Source organism: Humibacter sp. RRB41, from assembly GCF_022761015.1.
Taxonomy (GTDB): Bacteria; Actinomycetota; Actinomycetes; order Actinomycetales; family Microbacteriaceae; genus Humibacter.
Genome location: NZ_JAKWJQ010000005.1, coordinates 99,761 through 115,793, shown reverse-complemented (window position 1 = coordinate 115,793; position 16,033 = coordinate 99,761). Strand labels below are relative to the sequence as shown.

The window sequence follows — 16,033 nt, the reverse complement described above, 5'->3', positions numbered from 1 at the left end:
CGCACAACCGCGTGAGCGGCGGAGCGAGCCGTCACTGAGCGGCGCGACGCGCAAGCCCCTTGACGAACTCCGCCTGCCCCAGGTGCTTCACGTCATCGTCGATGATGCTGATCAGCCGGACGCCCAGCGTGACCGGCGGGTTCCAGTGCGCGTCGACGACGCGATCGAGGTCGGCATCGCTCGTCGCAGCGAGCTGCGCGAGCGTGACCTTCTGCGTCGCCTCGTAGTAGCCGGCGAGCAGTTCGGCCGAGACGTCGACGGCACCGACCTCGTCTCGCGACTGCCCGTAGCCGCTGGCGCTGCGTGGGAACGGAAGGGCGAAGCGGTCGGCCCAGCCCTCGGTCTCCCAGACCTGCTCCAGCCCGTATGCCGCAGCGATCTGGGCATCCTGGCCGCGTGTCAGGTGCCACAGGAGCCATGCGATGGTGTTCGCGTCGGAGTCGGCCCTGTATGTCAGCGTGTGGTGGTCGATCTCGGTCAAGACGCGGTGCACGCCCTGTCCGATGCGTTCTACGGCGTCTGCCAGAAGGTCTCTCGTGTCCATGCCGTCTCCCCGTGCTCGTTGTGTGGTCGCGCCTCTCGGCAGTCCGCCGACCACGCTACGCGTCGGGACCGACGGTCAGCACGCACGATGTCGACCTCGAGCTCGAACCGTCGGCTCATGCCCTTCGAGCTCAGCCCTCCAGCGCCTGCCCAACGTCGGCGATGAGGTCGTGCACGTCCTCGATGCCCACAGAGAGCCGCACGATGTTCGCCGGCACCTCGAGTTCGGTGCCGCGCACGGAAGCGTGCGTCATGTCACTCGGATAGCCGATCAGCGACTCGACGCCGCCGAGCGACTCGGCCAGCTGGAAGACGCGCGTGGACTCGGCGAAGCGGTGCGCGGCATCCGCACCGGCACGCACGGCGACCGAGAGCATGCCGCCGAACCGTGACATCTGTCGCCCGGCCAGTTCGTGCGCGGGGTGGTCGGGCAGGCCTGGGTAGTAGACGCGCTCGATCGCAGGATGCTCCGCCAGATACTCCGCGATCGCCTGCGCGTTCTCGGAGTGGCGTTGCAGCCGCACGTCGAGCGTCTTGATGCCGCGCACGGTCAGCCACGCCTCCATCGGCGCAGCGATCGCGCCGGCTGCGAATTGCTGGAACCTCACCTTCTGCGCCAACTCGCCGTCGCGCAGCACGAGCGCCCCGCCGATCACGTCGGAGTGTCCGCCGAGATACTTCGTCGTGGAGTGCACGACCACGTCGGCGCCGAGCGACAGCGGCCGCTGCAACGCGGGCGACGCGAACGTGTTGTCCACGACGACGACGGCGCCGACCGCGTGCCCGAGTTCGGCGAGAGCCGCGATGTCGCTGATCTTCATGAGCGGGTTGCTCGGGGTCTCGATCCAGAGCAGCTTCGTTCCGTCGGCGGCGAGCGCGTCGCGCACGGCGTCGAGGTCGGTGAGATCCACGGCGGTGTGCTTGATGCCCCACTCGCCATGGATGCGGTTGATCAGCCGGTGCGTTCCGCCGTAGACGTCGTTCCCCATCACCACGTGGTCACCGGGACGGAGCGCACTGCGAAGCAGGGCATCCTCAGCTGCGAGGCCCGACGCGAACGCCAGACCGGTGTCGCCGCCCTCGAGCGCCGCCAGCAGGGTCTCGAGCGACGACCTGGTCGGGTTGGCCGACCTGCCGTACTCGTAGCCGCCGCGCAGCCCCCCGATGCCGTCCTGCACGAACGTCGACGACTGGTAGATCGGTGGAATGATCGCTCCCGTCGTCGGGTCGAATTCCTGCCCGGCGTGAATGGCCAGGGTGGCGAACCCGTCGTTCGCGGTGTGGGTGTCCTGGGCGTCGGTCATGGTTCTCCTGTCGTCGGAGTTCGGAAACTGAAGTCGTGTGGCGGTCAGAGCCGATGCGTCATCGACTGAGGAACTCGAGCAGGTCGGCGCGGGTGATCACCGAGACAGGCTTGCCCCCGTCGGTGACCAGCAGGGCACCCGTGTCGCTGAGCGCTCCGCGCGCTGCACCGACCGTCTCGTTCACACCGATGAGTGGCAGCGGCTCCCCCGTCACAGAGCGCACGCTGTCTGCCATCGCGACGCGTCCGGCGAACACCGAGTCGAGCAGTGCTCGCTCGTCGAGCGATCCGACGACCTCACCGATCACCACCGGCGGCTCCGCGCTCAGCACCGGCAGCTGGCTCACTCCGAACTCGTTCATGATCGCGATCGCATCGTGCACCGTGTCGGTCGGATGCACGTGCACCAGATCGGGAAGCTGGCCGGACTTCGTCGCGATCACCTCGCGCACCGTCGCCTCGCCCGAGACGTCGCTGAAGCCGTACGAGCGCATCCACGAGTCGTTGAAGATCTTGCCGAGGTAGCCGCGTCCGCCATCCGGCAACAGGACGACGACGATGTCGTCGTCTCCGAGATCGCGAGCGGCGCGCAGCGCCGCGACCACGGCCATTCCGCTCGACCCGCCGACGAGCAGACCCTCTTCGCGGGCGAGCCTGCGGGTCATGGCGAACGAATCGGCATCCGAGACGGCGATGATCTCGTCCGGGACCGACGGGTCGTACGCCGACGGCCAGAAGTCCTCGCCGACACCCTCGACCAGATAGGGCCTGCCTGTTCCGCCGGAGTACACCGAGCCCTCGGGGTCAGCACCGATCACCCGCACCCGGCCGTCGGAGACCTCCTTGAGGAACCGACCGGTTCCCGTGATGGTTCCGCCGGTGCCGACGCCGGCGACGAAGTGCGTCACCCGGCCGTCGGTGTCGCGCCAGATCTCGGGGCCGGTGGTCTCGTAGTGACTGCGAGGTCCGTTCGGGTTGGCGTACTGGTTCGGCTTGAACGCGCCGGGAATCTCCCGCGCGAGGCGATCCGAGACGCTGTAGTACGAGTCGGGGTCGTCGGGAGCGACGGATGTCGGCGTCACGTGAATCTCGGCGCCGTACGCCGTGAGCACGTTGCGCTTGTCCTCGCCCACCTTGTCAGGCAGCACGAACACGCAGCGGTATCCACGCTGCTGGGCGACGAGCGCGAGGCCGACGCCCGTATTGCCGCTGGTCGGCTCGACGATCGTGCCGCCGGGCTTCAGCAGTCCGTCACGCTCCGCCGCGTCGATGATCCGCTCGGCGATGCGGTCCTTGCTCGACCCGCCGGGGTTCAGGTACTCGACCTTCACGAACACCGTTGCACCGATGCCCTCGGTGACGTGATTGAGCCTGACGAGGGGCGTGTTACCGATGAGGTCGGTGATGGAGGCGGCGAACTTCATGGTCTTCCTGACGTGTTCGAAGGTGGTCGTCGACGGGACGCGGCGCGCTCACCCACTCGGGCGGCAAGGCCGTCAGTGACGACAACAGCTCAGGAACACGTGCACCACCCTATGCCACGGAGGTAGGGGCGGGCCACCCGCCGCCATCGCGCGCTTCTAGACTGAACCGCATGTCCGTCTCGTCGCTCACGAACACGGCACAGGATTACCTCAAGGTCATCTGGGCCGCGACCGAGTGGGAAGACGGCGCCGTCACCGTGACGGCACTCGCCGCGCGAATCGGGGTGCGAGCAGCGACCGTCTCCGACGGCATCCGCCGCCTCACCGAGCAGGGACTCGCGGTGCACGAGCCGTACGGCGCCGTCGAGCTCACCGCAGCGGGCCGCACTCATGCCGTCGCGATGGTGCGCAGGCACCGGCTCATCGAGACGTTCCTCGTCGAGACGCTGGGTTACCCGTGGGACGAGGTGCACGACGAGGCCGAGGTGCTCGAGCACGCCGTCTCAGACACGCTCGTCGACCGCATCGACGCCGCCCTCGGGCATCCCGTGCGCGACCCGCACGGCGATCCCATCCCCACCGCCGATGGAGATCCGCGCACCCCGAACGCCTTGCGGTTGACGGATGCCGCACAAGGCGTGCCCCTCACCGTCGTCCGCATCTCGGATGCCGATCCAGCGGTCCTGCGCTACCTCGCCGAGCGAGACATCAGGCTGGATGCCCGGGTCACCGTGATCGAGACGCGCCCGTTCGCCGGCGACGTCGTGGTCTCCATCGACGACACTCAGCAGATCACTCTGGGATCCGTCGCGGCCTCGTCGATCTGGGCCTCCGCCGCCTGAGCCCAGTCGCTGCGCCCCCGTCCCGCGAGCATCAGCGAGCCGCCGCCGCCGGCGCACCGTCCGGTTCCAGGCGTGCATCCTCAGCGGCGCTCCGGAGATCACGCGGTACCAGCGGCACCGCCGCGATCGGCGCGAGGGCGACGGCCGCGAACGCGAGGGGAAAACCGACCAGTGTGATCAGCCCACCGACGGCCGGCCCGACGATCGACGCGGCCAGGAACTGACCGGTGTTCTGCGTACCGAGCGCCCGCCCCGACCAGAACGGGCCCGCCAACTCGGCCACCGCTGTGTAGGCCAACCCGTTGTCGGCGACCGTCACGGTGGCCGCGACGATCAGCAGCGCGGCCCCGATCCACGCGGGAGCCAGGTCGCCGAAGGCCAGCGCGAGCATCACGGCCGCCGCCAGCCACGCCACCCAGCGCAGTGGTCGCAGCCTGCTGCCGACGCGGTCCGACAGCACGCCCACCGCGACGCGGCCCAGCGCCCCGATGAACTGTGCGACCCCGATCACGATGCCGGCGGCCGTCTCGTTCATGCCGCGGTCCACCGTCAGCCACACCAGTCCGAAGATGGACACCGTGAACTGCGGCACGACGAGCAGGGCGGATGCCGCATGGATGCGCACCAGCGTCGCGCTCCCGCGGTACGGGTTGGCGGGCTTGGATGCTCCGCCCGCGGCATCCGCTCGCTTCGGACGCGGCGGATCGACGATCACCACGGCGCTCAACACGGCGAACACCGCGGTCAGCACGAGAGGCAGCGTCATCGCGGCGCCGATGCCGCCCGACCTCGCCAGCGGCGGTATCGCGACAGCCGCGACAGCCACACCGAGCGGCTGACACATCTGCCGGATGCCCATGGCGAGCCCGCGCCGCTCCTTGCGGAACCAGCCGACGACGACGCGACCGCTCGCCACGTTCGTGCTTGCGGATGCCGCGCCGCCCAGCAGCAGGAATCCGCCGAGCCCCACGTACCCGGATGCCGTGACCGCGCCGATCGCAGCCACCGCCGTCAGCGCCATGCCGGCCGCGATCACCCAACGCTCGCCCACCCGGTCGGTCAGGGCTCCCCACGCGACGAGCGTGATCACGAGGCCGAGCGTCGGCGCTGACGCCAGCAGACCCGCCTGCGCCAACGGGATACCCCGCTGCGTATGCAACAACGGAATCAGGAATGCCGGCGCCGACTGGAATACCGTGCCAGCGGCCTGCGCCAGAACCGCCGTTGCGAGCATGAGCCACGGCCGCAGCGATCCCGTACGGGGCTCCGCTGCGGGGTGTGCTGGCCGTCTCGTCGCCATGAGGCCTTCTCCTTGCCGTTCGGGGCCGGTCGGCCGTGGCTCCTACTCGTCACGGGATACCGTACTGGTATACCAACTCGGAGTGCAAGTCGTGCCCTGCGCTCGCCTTCCCCCATCCGGCCCTCCCCGTCCGACCCTCCCCATCCACCGAGACTGCACGCCCACGGCCAGGCCGCGGGTTATGCCCGCTGCTTCGCCGCGGGCGTGCAGTTTCGCCGAAGAAGGGGGTGCAGTCGCGCGGGAGAAGGGGCGCGGTCTCGCAAGAACGGGACGAGCACTCGTCATACTTGATCGAACGGACGAAAGCGGGAACGAGCATCCATGCCGGAACGATCACAGACCGAGCTCGTGTACGAGCAGGTGCGCCAGGCCATCCTTTCGCTCGACATCGTGCCGGGTGCACGACTCAGCGAGCGCGGCCTGGAGGGTGACTTCGGGGCATCGCGCACTCCGGTGCGCGCGGCGCTGATGCGGCTGCAGTCAGAGGGCCTCGTCGACCGCGACGGACGCAACTGGCAGACGACGCCGATCGACCTCGACGAGGTCGCCGCCCTCGCCGAATACCGCGAAGCCGTCGAGGCCGCGGCCGCGAGACTGGCGTGCGTTCGGGCATCCGACGACGACATCGCGGCGTTCGCGGATGCCACGAAGCGGCACCCCGACGACTCCCCGGGCGACGAGCACGAGGGCATGCGACGCGGGTCGGACTTCCACGGCGGCCTCGCCGCACTCAGCGGCAACCGGTTCATCGAGCAGGCCGTGCACGACGCCGTGACACGGATGGCGCGCGCCCGCTGGCTCGAGATGCGCACCGAGGAGGGCCGCATCCAAGCGTGGCGTGAGCACTCGGCGATCGTCGACGCGATCGTGCGCCGCGATCAGGATGCCGCGGCAACGGCGATCGCGCACCATTCCCAGGCCAACCTCGAGCGCCTGCTCGCCTCGATCCGGTCCGATCGCAGGGCGTTCGGTGCAAGGGGCCTGCGCATCGTCGGAGAGTGACGCCGGACACGCCGCTGAGTCCCGGAAGGTAACTTCGAGACGTGGAACTGCGCCAACTCGAACACTTCATCGCCGTCGCCGAAGCGCGGCATTTCACCAAGGCCGCGGGCACGCTGAACATCTCGCAGTCCGGACTGTCTGCGTCGATCCGCGCGCTGGAGAGCGAACTGGGCACCGAGCTGTTCCTGCGCAGCACGCGGCGGGTCGAACTGACGCAGGCCGGGCAGGCCCTGTTCGCGGAGTCGGTCCGCACGATCGCGAGCGCGGCAGCGGCGCGCGATGCCGTCACAGCCGTGAAGGGCGTGCTCTCCGGCACGCTCAGCGTCGGCTCCGAGCAGTGCCTCGGCGTGTGTCATCTGCCTGCGGAGCTCGCGACGTTCCGTACCAGGCATCCCGGCGTCGGGGTGCGGCTGGGCTTCGCCGGCTCGGCACGCCTGCTCGAGGATGTCGCGGCGGGACGCATCGACGTCGCGCTGATCGCCGAGTGCGGGCTGACTCCGCTCGGGGTCACAGTGCGCCGCGTCTCGAGCGAGCCGTTCACCGTGCTCTGCAGCCCGTCGCATCCGTTCGCCGCCCGGCGTTCGCTCACGCTCGCCGACATCGCCGATGAGACGATCGTCGGATTCCAAAGCGAGTGGGGAGCGCAGGTACTCGTCGCACGAGCGCTCGCCGGAATCGGCGTCTCGCAGCGCGTCGAGCTCGAAACGAACGACGTGCCGTCGCTGCTCGACCTGGTCGAGCACGGCCTCGGCATCGCCGTGGTTCCCGAACACTTCTCCCAGAAGCGCCCGTCAGCGCTGGCATCCGTTCCGCTCGATTCCCCGGGCCTCGAGTGGTCCGTGGGCATCGCGACCGCGGGCGTGGTCAGTCCTGCGGCACGTGCATTCCTCACCCAGCTCGACACCACCGCCCTGGCGGCCTGAACCACCAGGGCGGCACCAAACGCTTGCGTCGCCTACCAGGCGTAGTCCTCCGGCGCCGTCTTGTGACCGGGGAACAGCTCATCGAGGCGGGCGAGCACCTGTGCGTCGAGCTTCACGTCCAACGCGCCGAGGATGCCGTCCAGTTGGTCGGCCGTGCGCGGTCCCGTGATCGGTCCGGTCACCGCCGGCTGGTGCAGCAACCATGCCAGTCCCAGCTGCGCGGGTGTCGCACCGAGCTCGTCCGCCAGCGCCTCGTACGCCTCCAGCTGCGGCCGGTGCGCCTCGATCGACTCCGCGGAGCGGCCCTCGTTACGACGCGCGGTGTCGGAGTGCCCCTTGATCACGCCTCCGAGCAGGCCGCCCTGCAGGGGCGACCACGGAATGATGCCGAGACCGTACTGCTGCGCGGCAGGGATGACCTCGCGCTCGATGTCGCGAACGATCAGGTTGTAGAGCGACTGCTCGCTCACCAGGCCGAGGAAGTGGCGTGACTTCGCCGCTTCCTGCGCCTGAGCGATGTGCCAGCCGGCGAAGTTGCTGCTTCCGGCATAGATGACCTTGCCCTGCTGAACAGCGATCTCGACCGCCTGCCAGATCTCATCCCAGGGGGTCTCCCTGTCGACGTGGTGGAACTGGATGAGTTCGACGTGGTCGGTCTGCAGGCGGCGCAGGCTCGCGTCGATCGAGTTGCGGATGTTCAGGGCCGAGAGCTTGCCGCTGTTCGGCCAGGTCTCTCCCATGTCGCCGTACAGCTTGGTCGCGAGCACGGTCTTCTCGCGACGCGAGCCGCCCTTCGCGAACCAGTTGCCGATGATCTCTTCGGTGTGGCCGTGGTGGTCGGGACCGCCGTAACCGTTGGCGGTGTCGAAGAAGTTGATGCCGCTCGCCTGTGCGGCATCCATGATGTCGTGTGCGTCGGGCTCGGAGGTGCGGGGGCCGAAGTTCATCGTGCCGAGAACGATTCGGGAGACGACGAGTCCGGTACGGCCGAGATGTGTGTAGTCCATGGGTCAAGCCTGATGCCGACGGCATTATCGCGTCCAACGGGAAGATTCGATGTATTCGTGCGCTCGACCTTCTGAATGAAGAGCAATACACCCTGCAAGCGTTTGACGCAAGCGCTTACATTTTGCACTGCCCGCGCCTATCGTTGCCATAGGAGATGCCTGGCGGTCACGAAGCACCCGGGCGCATCGGAGTCCACGAAGAGCCCACCGCCTCATCCCCTTCCACCGCCGCCCTCACAACGACCGCGGCGGCCATGCACAGCACACGAAGCATCACGCTCGAAGAGGAGTGGATATGAGAAGAGCACGCACATCCGCCATGCGCCTCAGCGCTCTGGCAGGCGTCGCCGTACTGGGAATGGTCTTGGCCGGCTGTTCGGGAAGCGGCGGCAACAGCTCGGACCCCCAGTCGCAGAACCTCGACGGAAAGGGCCCGATCACCTACGTGCAGGGCAAGGACAACAGCAATGTCGTCCGCCCGTTGATCGCCAAATGGAACAAGGCGCATCCGGACGAGAAGGTCACGTTCAAGGAGCAGTCCGACCAGGCCGACCAGCAGCACGACGATCTCGTGCAGAACTTCCAGGCGAAGAACGTGCACTACGACGTCGTCGACGTCGACGTGGTGTGGACCGCGGAGTTCGCCGCGAAGGGATGGCTGCAACCGCTCACAGGCTCGATGGCGGTGAAGAACTCCGACCTTCTGAAGCCGACGATCGCCACCGGCAACTACAACGGCACGCAATATGCGGCGCCGCAGACCAGTGACGGCGGCCTGCTCTACTACCGGACCGATCTGGTCAAGACAGCGCCGACGTCATGGGACGACATGATGAAGGACTGCACGATCGCCAAGCAAGCCGGAATCGGATGCTACGCCGGCCAGTTCGCGCAGTACGAAGGTCTCACCGTGAACACAGCAGAGGCGATCAACACCGCGGGCGGCACGATCGTGGCCAAGAACGGCAAGACGCCGACGGTCAATTCGCCTGAGTCGAAGGTGGGCCTGCAGCGCCTGGTTGACGGCTTCAAGGACGGCAACATTCCGGCCGACGCCATCACCTATCAGGAGGAGCAGGGCAGGCAGGCCTTCGAGGCAGGCAAGCTGATGTTCCTTCGCAACTGGGCGTATGTGTACAACCTGGCCAAGACCGACGGATCCAGTGTGGTCAAGGACAAGTTCGCTATCGCACCGCTGCCTGGCAATGGCGACGGACAGCCCGGCGCGTCGAGCCTGGGCGGTCACAACGCGGCGATCAGCGTGTACTCGAAGCACAAGCAGACGGCACACGATTTCGTCGAGTTCCTGCAGAGCAAGGAGACGCAGAAGTTCTTCCTGACGCAGGGTTCGCTGGCCCCGGTGATCGGATCCCTGTACACGGAACCCGACCTCGTGAAGCAGTTCGGCTTCCTGCCGACGCTGAAGAAGTCGATCGAGAGCGCGGTCCCTCGTCCAGTCAGCCCGTTCTACCCGGCTGTCACCAAGGCGATCCAGGACAATTCCTACGCCGCCCTCAAGGGAGACAAGACCGTCGATCAAGCACTGAAGGACATGTCCGACGCCATCAGCGCGGCGGACACGGGAAGCTGACCGCTTCCGTCAGGCGGTGCCGGCATCCGCTCGGGCACCGCCTGACACCCCTACCTTTGACGACCGGCGACACGCACCATGTGTGAGCGACGGTCGATGGCTCGAAATCACTGGAGGCGTGCATGTCAACGGAGACGGCGACACCCCTGAGTAGCAAGAGGCCCGCGCCGCGCGCGAGCTTGAAGAAGCGGCAGCACGGACAGGTGCGTACGGCGCTCTGGCTCATCCTGCCGACGATGGCGCTGTTGGCGGTGGTGATCGGATACCCGATCGTCAGCGCCGTGGTCATGTCGTTCCAGAAGGATGCCGGCCTCGACCCCGCGACAGGCATGTTCGTACAGGGCGGGTTCGCAGGTTTTCAGAACTACACGCACTGGCTGTTCCAGCAGTGCACCTCGGCGAGCGGCACCGTCGCCTGTCCGCCGGGAAGTCTCGGCGCCCAGTTCTGGAACGCCGTCGGCGTCACGTTCCTCTTCACGGTGGTGACCGTCGTACTGGAGACCGTCTTCGGTTTCTGGATGGCCATCATCATGAACCGCGCCTTCAAGGGTCGCGGAATCGTTCGTGCGGCCATCCTGGTGCCGTGGGCCATTCCCACGGCGGTCACCGCGAAGCTCTGGTACTTCATCTTCGCGACGACAGGCATCGCCAACGCGATCCTGCACGTCAATGTGCTGTGGGTCAGCGGCGAGTGGTCGTCACGATGGGCGATCATCATCGCCGACACCTGGAAGACGACGCCGTTCATGGCGCTGCTCATTCTGGCCGGCCTTCAGCTCATCCCCGATGAGGTGAACGAGGCGGCCAAGATGGACGGCGCATCCACTGTTCAGCGGTTCTGGCGCGTCACGATTCCCCTGGTGAAACCGGCCTTGATGGTTGCGGTCCTGTTCCGCGTTCTGGATGCCCTGCGCATCTACGACCTGCCGGCCATCCTCACGAGCGGCGGCGGCGGTAGCGGCAATGCGACGACCACGCTGTCGATCCTCGTCGTGGATCAGATCAGGCAAGGGCCGAACAGCGCCTCGGCCCTGTCGACCATCACGTTCCTCATCATCTTCCTCGTCGCGTTCATCTTCGTGCGGTTCCTCGGAGCGAACGTCGTACGAACACAGGAGTCCCAGCAGAAGGGCACGCTATGAGCGCGATAGCAGGGCCGGCCACGACGCAAGCCGAGACCAGCGCACTCCGTGGCGAACGAACGACGACCGCGCACAAGGTGGGGCGGCGCAAGCGGCGCAGCCAGAGCACCCGCACGATCGTCAGCGCGATCGTCATCTCGCTCTGGTGCCTCCTACCGTTCTACTGGATGATCGTCACGTCGTTCCGCGACGTCGGCTACACGTTCGACACGACGCCGTGGTTCACCCATTTCACGTTCGACAACTACGTGACCGCGCTGTCCACCAACCTAGGCAACCACCTCGGACTCGCCTTGCTGAACAGCCTCATCATCGGCGGCGTGACCACCGTCGTCTGTCTGCTGTTCGGCATCTTCGCCGCGTACGCGCTCGCACGCCTTGACTTCAGGATGAAGGGCATCGTGATGGGCGTCATCCTCGGCGCCTCGATGTTCCCGGGAGTCGCGTTGCTCACGCCGCTGTTCCAGCTCTTCACGAGCTGGGGTTGGATCGGCACGTACCAGGCGCTGATCCTGCCCGACATCTCGTTCGCGCTGCCGCTCACCGTCTACACCTTGGTGTCGTTCTTCCGCGAGATGCCGTGGGATCTCGAAGAAGCTGCACGCATCGACGGCTGCACCCAGGCGCAGGCGTTCCGCAAGATCATCCTGCCGTTGGCCGCTCCCGCGGTCTTCACGACGGCGATCCTGGCCTTCATCGCCAGCTGGAACGAATACCTCATCGCCAGTCAGCTCACGACGGATGCCACGCAAACCGTCACCGTCGCGATCGCCGGTTTCACCGGAAGTCAGCCGCACCAGGAGCCGTACACCGCGGTGATGGCGGCCGGCGTCGTCGTGACCGTACCGCTGGTCATCCTGGTGCTCATCTTCCAGCGCCGCATCGTCGCGGGACTCACCGCCGGCGGCGTGAAGGGGTGATCCGATGAAGCGCATCAGGGTGCTGCCGAACAACCAAGCGCGCGATCCGCGTGAGGGGGTCGACGTGATGCTCGGGGCCGTCGGATTCTTCGGCGTCGGATTCTTCGTGATCACCGTGGTCAGCGAGATCACCGGAGCGGATGCTCTCGGCTGGGCGCTCACGCTGCTGGCGTTCGTGATCGCGTTCGCAGGCCTCCTGGTGGTGCGACGTCGCATCACCGACCGCGTGACAGCGACACGATCCGCGGAAGAGGCTGCCGGACACCGCTCGTCCCCCTGACGGCCCCATGACAAGCATCGACGACGTCGCCAGAGCGACGGGAGTCTCCACCGCCACGGTCTCGCGGGCCCTGCGCGGCCTGCCGAACGTGGCGGAGTCGACCCGCGAGGCCGTTCGCCTGGCGGCTGACGATCTCGGATACGTGGCGTCGTCGAGCGCCTCCGGCCTGGCATCCGGTCGCACACTCGCCATGGGCGCTGTCGTGCCGTCGGTGAGCAGGTGGTTCTACACCGCGGTGCTCGAAGGCATCGACCACGAGCTTCGCGCGGCGAGCTACGACCTGATCCTGTTCAATCTCGGCGGACGCGGCGAGGATCGCTCGAGGGTGTTCCATCGATCGATCCTGCGCAAGCGCACCGACGCCCTCGTCGCACTCTGCCTCGACTTCAGCGCAGAGGAACGCAGGCAGCTCACCTCGGTCGGGCATCCGGCGATCGTCGTCGGCGGTCCGGTGCGCGGCCTGCGTCATATCGGCATCGACGATCTCGGCGCGGCGAAGCTGGCCGTCGAGCATCTCATCGCGCTCGGGCATCGCGACATCGCGCACATCGGCGGCGAAGACGAGGCCGGGCTGAACCGCTCGGTGCCCGAGGCGAGACAGGCCGGCTGGCGCGACGCTCTCACGACGGCGGGTATTCCGGTGCGCGGTGACCGCTTCGTGCTCGGCGGCTTCAACATCGACACGTCCAAACAGGCGACCGATGTGCTTCTCTCCTCAGGGGAGCGGCCAACTGCGATCTTCGCGGCGTCGGACGAGATGGCCGTGGGTGCGATGCTGTCGATCTGGGCGCACGGGCTTCGCGTTCCGGGCGACATCTCCGTGATCGGTATCGACGGGCATCCGCTGGCACGCACGTTCGGTCTCACGACGTTGGAGCAGCATCCGTTCGCCCAGGGCGCCACCGCCGCCCGGATGCTGCTGGACGAGCTCGCGGGCAACCCGCCGCGTTCGCGCTCGGTACGGCATCCGGTCACCTTCATCGACCGGGGAAGCACGGCGCGCCCCGCCTGAGCCCTGGGCGCAAACGCGGAACCGGGTCTTCGTACCTCAGGGTCGGCGGAACCTGAGAGAACCCTCCGGAACTCGTTATCGGCCCTCTACCGGAAACGCTTGCAGCGGCCGAGCGACCGACCTAATTTCGCAGATGTGCCGGGAAATCGTCCCGGAGCACACCGTTCAACGGGGGCGACCCGATGAACCGGCGCAACGCAAGGTTGCCATCCGGCTGACGCTGAAGCGGCGTCGATCGACCCCTCGCCCACGCGCACCATCGGTGTGCGGTCAGAGCCGCGCCCTGCGGTGAACTCCGACGTCTCTGGGATGCCGCCGTCCACCGTCCGCGGCATTTCGGTGGAAGACGAGGAGATCATGTCGATGAACATCGCACGTCACCACGGGCACTCGAGACGCACCCTGAGGGTGACGGCGATCGCCACAGCGATTGCCACGGTGGCCGTACTCAGCGCGTGCAGCTCGGGCGGAGGCGGGTCGACCTCGACCGGCACTCCGACGGGAAACCCGACCAAGGGGTCCATCACCTGGTGGGCGAGTCCCATCACGACCAGCGGAGCTGATCCGCGTACCGTGCTGATCAACGCGTTCGAGAAGGCCTACCCGAACATCAAGGTCAAGCTGATCTCCGCACCGAATGACACGGACACCAACCGTGCAACGCTGACCACGCAGATCTCCGGCGGCGGCGGACCCGATGTCTATATGGGCGACGTGATCTGGCCGGCGCAGTTCGGAGCACACCAACTCGCGCTCCCCCTGTCGAAGTACCTCGGCTCGAGCTACTGGAACACGTTCGCGAGCGGACTGGTCGCCGGCGCTACGTACAACAGCCAGGTCTACGGGGCGCCGTTCTTCGAGGACCAGGGATTCCTGTACTACCGCAAGGACATTCTCGCCGCTGACGGGTTGAAGGTGCCGACGACATGGGAGCAGCTGGTCTCCGACGCCAAACTCGCCCAGTCCAAGGGGCAGGTCAAGTACGGCTACGTGTTCCAAGGCGCGAACTACGAGGGCGCGACCTGCGACTACATGGAGTTCCTGGCCGACGCGGGAGGAAAAGTACTGAATACCAAGGGCGACGCCTCGGCGATCGACAGCGCCGCTGCGACCAAGGCGTTGACCTTCGAGCAGTCGCTGGTCACCAGCGGCGTGAGCCCGCAGGCGACGTCGACCTTCCAGGAGACGCAATCGATGAACGCGTTCTCGGCCGGTGACTCGCTGTTCCTGCGCAACTGGGACTACGCGTACTCCACGTCACAAGCGTCCGGTTCGGCCGTGATCGGCAAGGTCGGCGTTGCCCCGATGCCGACGTTCCAGGGCGAGTCGACCCCCGGCTACTCGAACATCGGCGGATGGAACCTCTACGTGAACCCGCACAGCAAGAACGTTGCGGCCGACCTGACATTCATCAAATGGATGACCGGCAAGACCGCGCAGACCGACCTTGCGACCCAGTTCAGTGAGATTCCGACCAACGCGGCGGTGCGCTCGTCCTCGACCGTGAAGAACGCGAACCCGGTACTGGCGATCGTCTCGACGACCAAGCTCGTCCCCCGTCCCGCGCAGACCCCGAACTACCCCGAGGTGAGCCAGGCGATCTACTCGAACGTCAACGGGGTGCTCGCCGGCTCGCTGACACCGAAGGCCGCAATCCAGAAGGCGAACAGCCAGATCAACACCGCCGTCAAGAACGGCGGCCTGTAACGACCGGCGTGAGGCCGGGGCGGAACCTGATGCGCTCCGGCCGCATGCGGCCATCTACTGGCTGAGGAGAGCGCCATGACAACAACGAAGGTCGCCGCGCCGGCTCGTCGCAGCGGACCCAATCTCGGCGAACAACGCAAGAAGGACGTCTACCGACGAACGATGGCCAGGCTCGGCTGGGGCTTCTCGGCTCCGGCGCTGATCGTCATCGCCGCGGTGACGATCTTTCCCATCGTGTTCTCGGTCGTGATGAGCCTCAGCAACGTCAATGTGCTGGGATCCGGATTCCAGATCGACGGATTCACCCTCGACAACTACAACGTCGTTTTCACCGATTCGACGTGGCAGTACGCGTTGGTGTTCACCGTCGGCTACACCATCGTCACGGTCGTGGTTGAGATCGTGCTCGGCACGTTGATCGCGCTCGTGCTCGAACGGCTTCAAGCAGGACGAGGCTGGATGATGGCGATGCTGCTCGTCCCCTGGTCGCTGATCACGGTGATCTCCGCCACACTCTGGGATTACATCTACGACCCGCTCGCCGGAGTCGCGACCCAGATCCTCTCGGTACTCGGGTTCGGACATCCCGTCATCCTCGGCTCTCCAGCGTCGGCGATCATCGCCATGATGATCGCCGACATCTGGAAGACCACGCCGTTCGTGGCGATCATCGTGCTCGCCGGCCTGGTCATGCTGCCGGGCGACGTGTACGAGGCGGCGGAGCTCGACGGCGCGAACGGCTGGAAGACCTTCTGGCAGGTGACCGTTCCGCTGCTGAGGCCCACCATCGCCCTCGCCGTGCTGTTCCGTGTGCTGCAGGCGTTCGGCGTCTTCGATCTGCCCTTCGTGCTGACCCAGGGCGGCCCGCAGAATGCCACGACATCTCTGGCGATCCTCGGTTACAGAGCCATGTTCACCGACCTGAAGTTCGGTCCGGGCGCGGCGGTGGCGACGACCACAGCGTTGCTCGTGGTGCTCGGATGTCTGCTCTTCCTGCGCGTGTTCCGATCGCAGGTCTCGGAAACGGAGATGTGACG

General features: G+C 66.9%; 15 protein-coding genes. 10 read left to right on the top strand and 5 right to left on the bottom strand.

The window, feature by feature from the left end; genetic code table 11:
- Positions 1-31: 31 nt before the first annotated feature.
- The 3 genes from MJ603_RS14225 to MJ603_RS14215 form a co-directional block, all read right to left on the bottom strand.
- The gene (locus MJ603_RS14225) at positions 32-544 is read right to left on the bottom strand and encodes a DinB family protein (RefSeq protein WP_243064399.1); all 513 of its coding nucleotides are present in this window, start codon (positions 542-544) and stop codon (positions 32-34) included.
- Between the two features lie 130 nt (positions 545-674).
- Entirely contained in the window at positions 675-1,847 is a 1,173-nt protein-coding gene (locus MJ603_RS14220) for a cystathionine gamma-synthase (protein WP_243064398.1), read from the bottom strand.
- Between the two features lie 58 nt (positions 1,848-1,905).
- Complete coding sequence (locus MJ603_RS14215) at positions 1,906-3,270, bottom strand: cystathionine beta-synthase (protein WP_243064397.1); 1,365 nt, start codon at positions 3,268-3,270, stop codon at positions 1,906-1,908.
- 170 nt (positions 3,271-3,440) lie between these two features.
- Here MJ603_RS14215 and MJ603_RS14210 point away from each other — a divergent pair, with 170 nt between their 5' ends.
- Positions 3,441-4,112, top strand: coding sequence for a metal-dependent transcriptional regulator (locus MJ603_RS14210; RefSeq protein WP_243064396.1), 672 nt, complete (start codon positions 3,441-3,443; stop codon positions 4,110-4,112).
- Between the two features lie 31 nt (positions 4,113-4,143).
- Here the strand turns inward: MJ603_RS14210 and MJ603_RS14205 are convergent, their stop codons facing one another.
- Positions 4,144-5,412, bottom strand: coding sequence for an MFS transporter (locus MJ603_RS14205; protein WP_243064395.1), 1,269 nt, complete (start codon positions 5,410-5,412; stop codon positions 4,144-4,146).
- 321 nt (positions 5,413-5,733) lie between these two features.
- Here MJ603_RS14205 and MJ603_RS14200 point away from each other — a divergent pair, with 321 nt between their 5' ends.
- Both MJ603_RS14200 and MJ603_RS14195 read left to right on the top strand, forming a co-directional pair.
- Positions 5,734-6,414 (top strand): GntR family transcriptional regulator, encoded by a 681-nt coding sequence (locus MJ603_RS14200; protein ID WP_243064394.1) that lies wholly within the window; start codon positions 5,734-5,736, stop codon positions 6,412-6,414.
- 41 nt (positions 6,415-6,455) lie between these two features.
- The gene (locus tag MJ603_RS14195; RefSeq protein WP_243064393.1) at positions 6,456-7,337 is read left to right on the top strand and encodes a LysR family transcriptional regulator; all 882 of its coding nucleotides are present in this window, start codon (positions 6,456-6,458) and stop codon (positions 7,335-7,337) included.
- A gap of 32 nt (positions 7,338-7,369) precedes the next feature.
- Here MJ603_RS14195 and MJ603_RS14190 read toward each other — a convergent pair whose 3' ends face one another.
- Positions 7,370-8,344, bottom strand: coding sequence for an aldo/keto reductase (locus MJ603_RS14190; RefSeq protein WP_243064392.1), 975 nt, complete (start codon positions 8,342-8,344; stop codon positions 7,370-7,372).
- A gap of 295 nt (positions 8,345-8,639) precedes the next feature.
- On the opposite strand from MJ603_RS14190, the gene MJ603_RS14185 reads away from it, so the two are divergent.
- The 7 genes from MJ603_RS14185 to MJ603_RS14155 all read left to right on the top strand — a co-directional run bounded on the left by MJ603_RS14185 (position 8,640) and on the right by MJ603_RS14155 (position 16,031).
- A complete protein-coding gene (locus MJ603_RS14185) occupies positions 8,640-9,935 on the top strand; it encodes an ABC transporter substrate-binding protein (protein WP_374230931.1) in 1,296 nt (431 codons plus the stop codon).
- Positions 9,936-10,057: 122 nt separating this feature from the next.
- A complete protein-coding gene (locus tag MJ603_RS14180; RefSeq protein ID WP_243064391.1) occupies positions 10,058-11,077 on the top strand; it encodes a carbohydrate ABC transporter permease in 1,020 nt (339 codons plus the stop codon).
- A complete protein-coding gene (locus MJ603_RS14175; protein ID WP_243064390.1) occupies positions 11,074-11,997 on the top strand; it encodes a carbohydrate ABC transporter permease in 924 nt (307 codons plus the stop codon). Before MJ603_RS14180 ends, MJ603_RS14175 begins: the two co-directional genes overlap by 4 nt.
- A gap of 4 nt (positions 11,998-12,001) precedes the next feature.
- Complete coding sequence (locus tag MJ603_RS14170) at positions 12,002-12,277, top strand: hypothetical protein (RefSeq protein ID WP_243064389.1); 276 nt, start codon at positions 12,002-12,004, stop codon at positions 12,275-12,277.
- A gap of 7 nt (positions 12,278-12,284) precedes the next feature.
- Entirely contained in the window at positions 12,285-13,289 is a 1,005-nt protein-coding gene (locus MJ603_RS14165) for a LacI family DNA-binding transcriptional regulator (protein ID WP_243064388.1), read from the top strand.
- A 363-nt stretch (positions 13,290-13,652) separates the two neighbouring features.
- Positions 13,653-14,996, top strand: coding sequence for an ABC transporter substrate-binding protein (locus MJ603_RS14160; protein ID WP_243064387.1), 1,344 nt, complete (start codon positions 13,653-13,655; stop codon positions 14,994-14,996).
- A 75-nt stretch (positions 14,997-15,071) separates the two neighbouring features.
- On the top strand, positions 15,072-16,031 hold the full coding sequence (locus tag MJ603_RS14155) for a carbohydrate ABC transporter permease (RefSeq protein ID WP_243064386.1): 960 nt from the start codon (positions 15,072-15,074) through the stop codon (positions 16,029-16,031).
- The last annotated feature ends 2 nt before the right edge of the window (positions 16,032-16,033 follow it).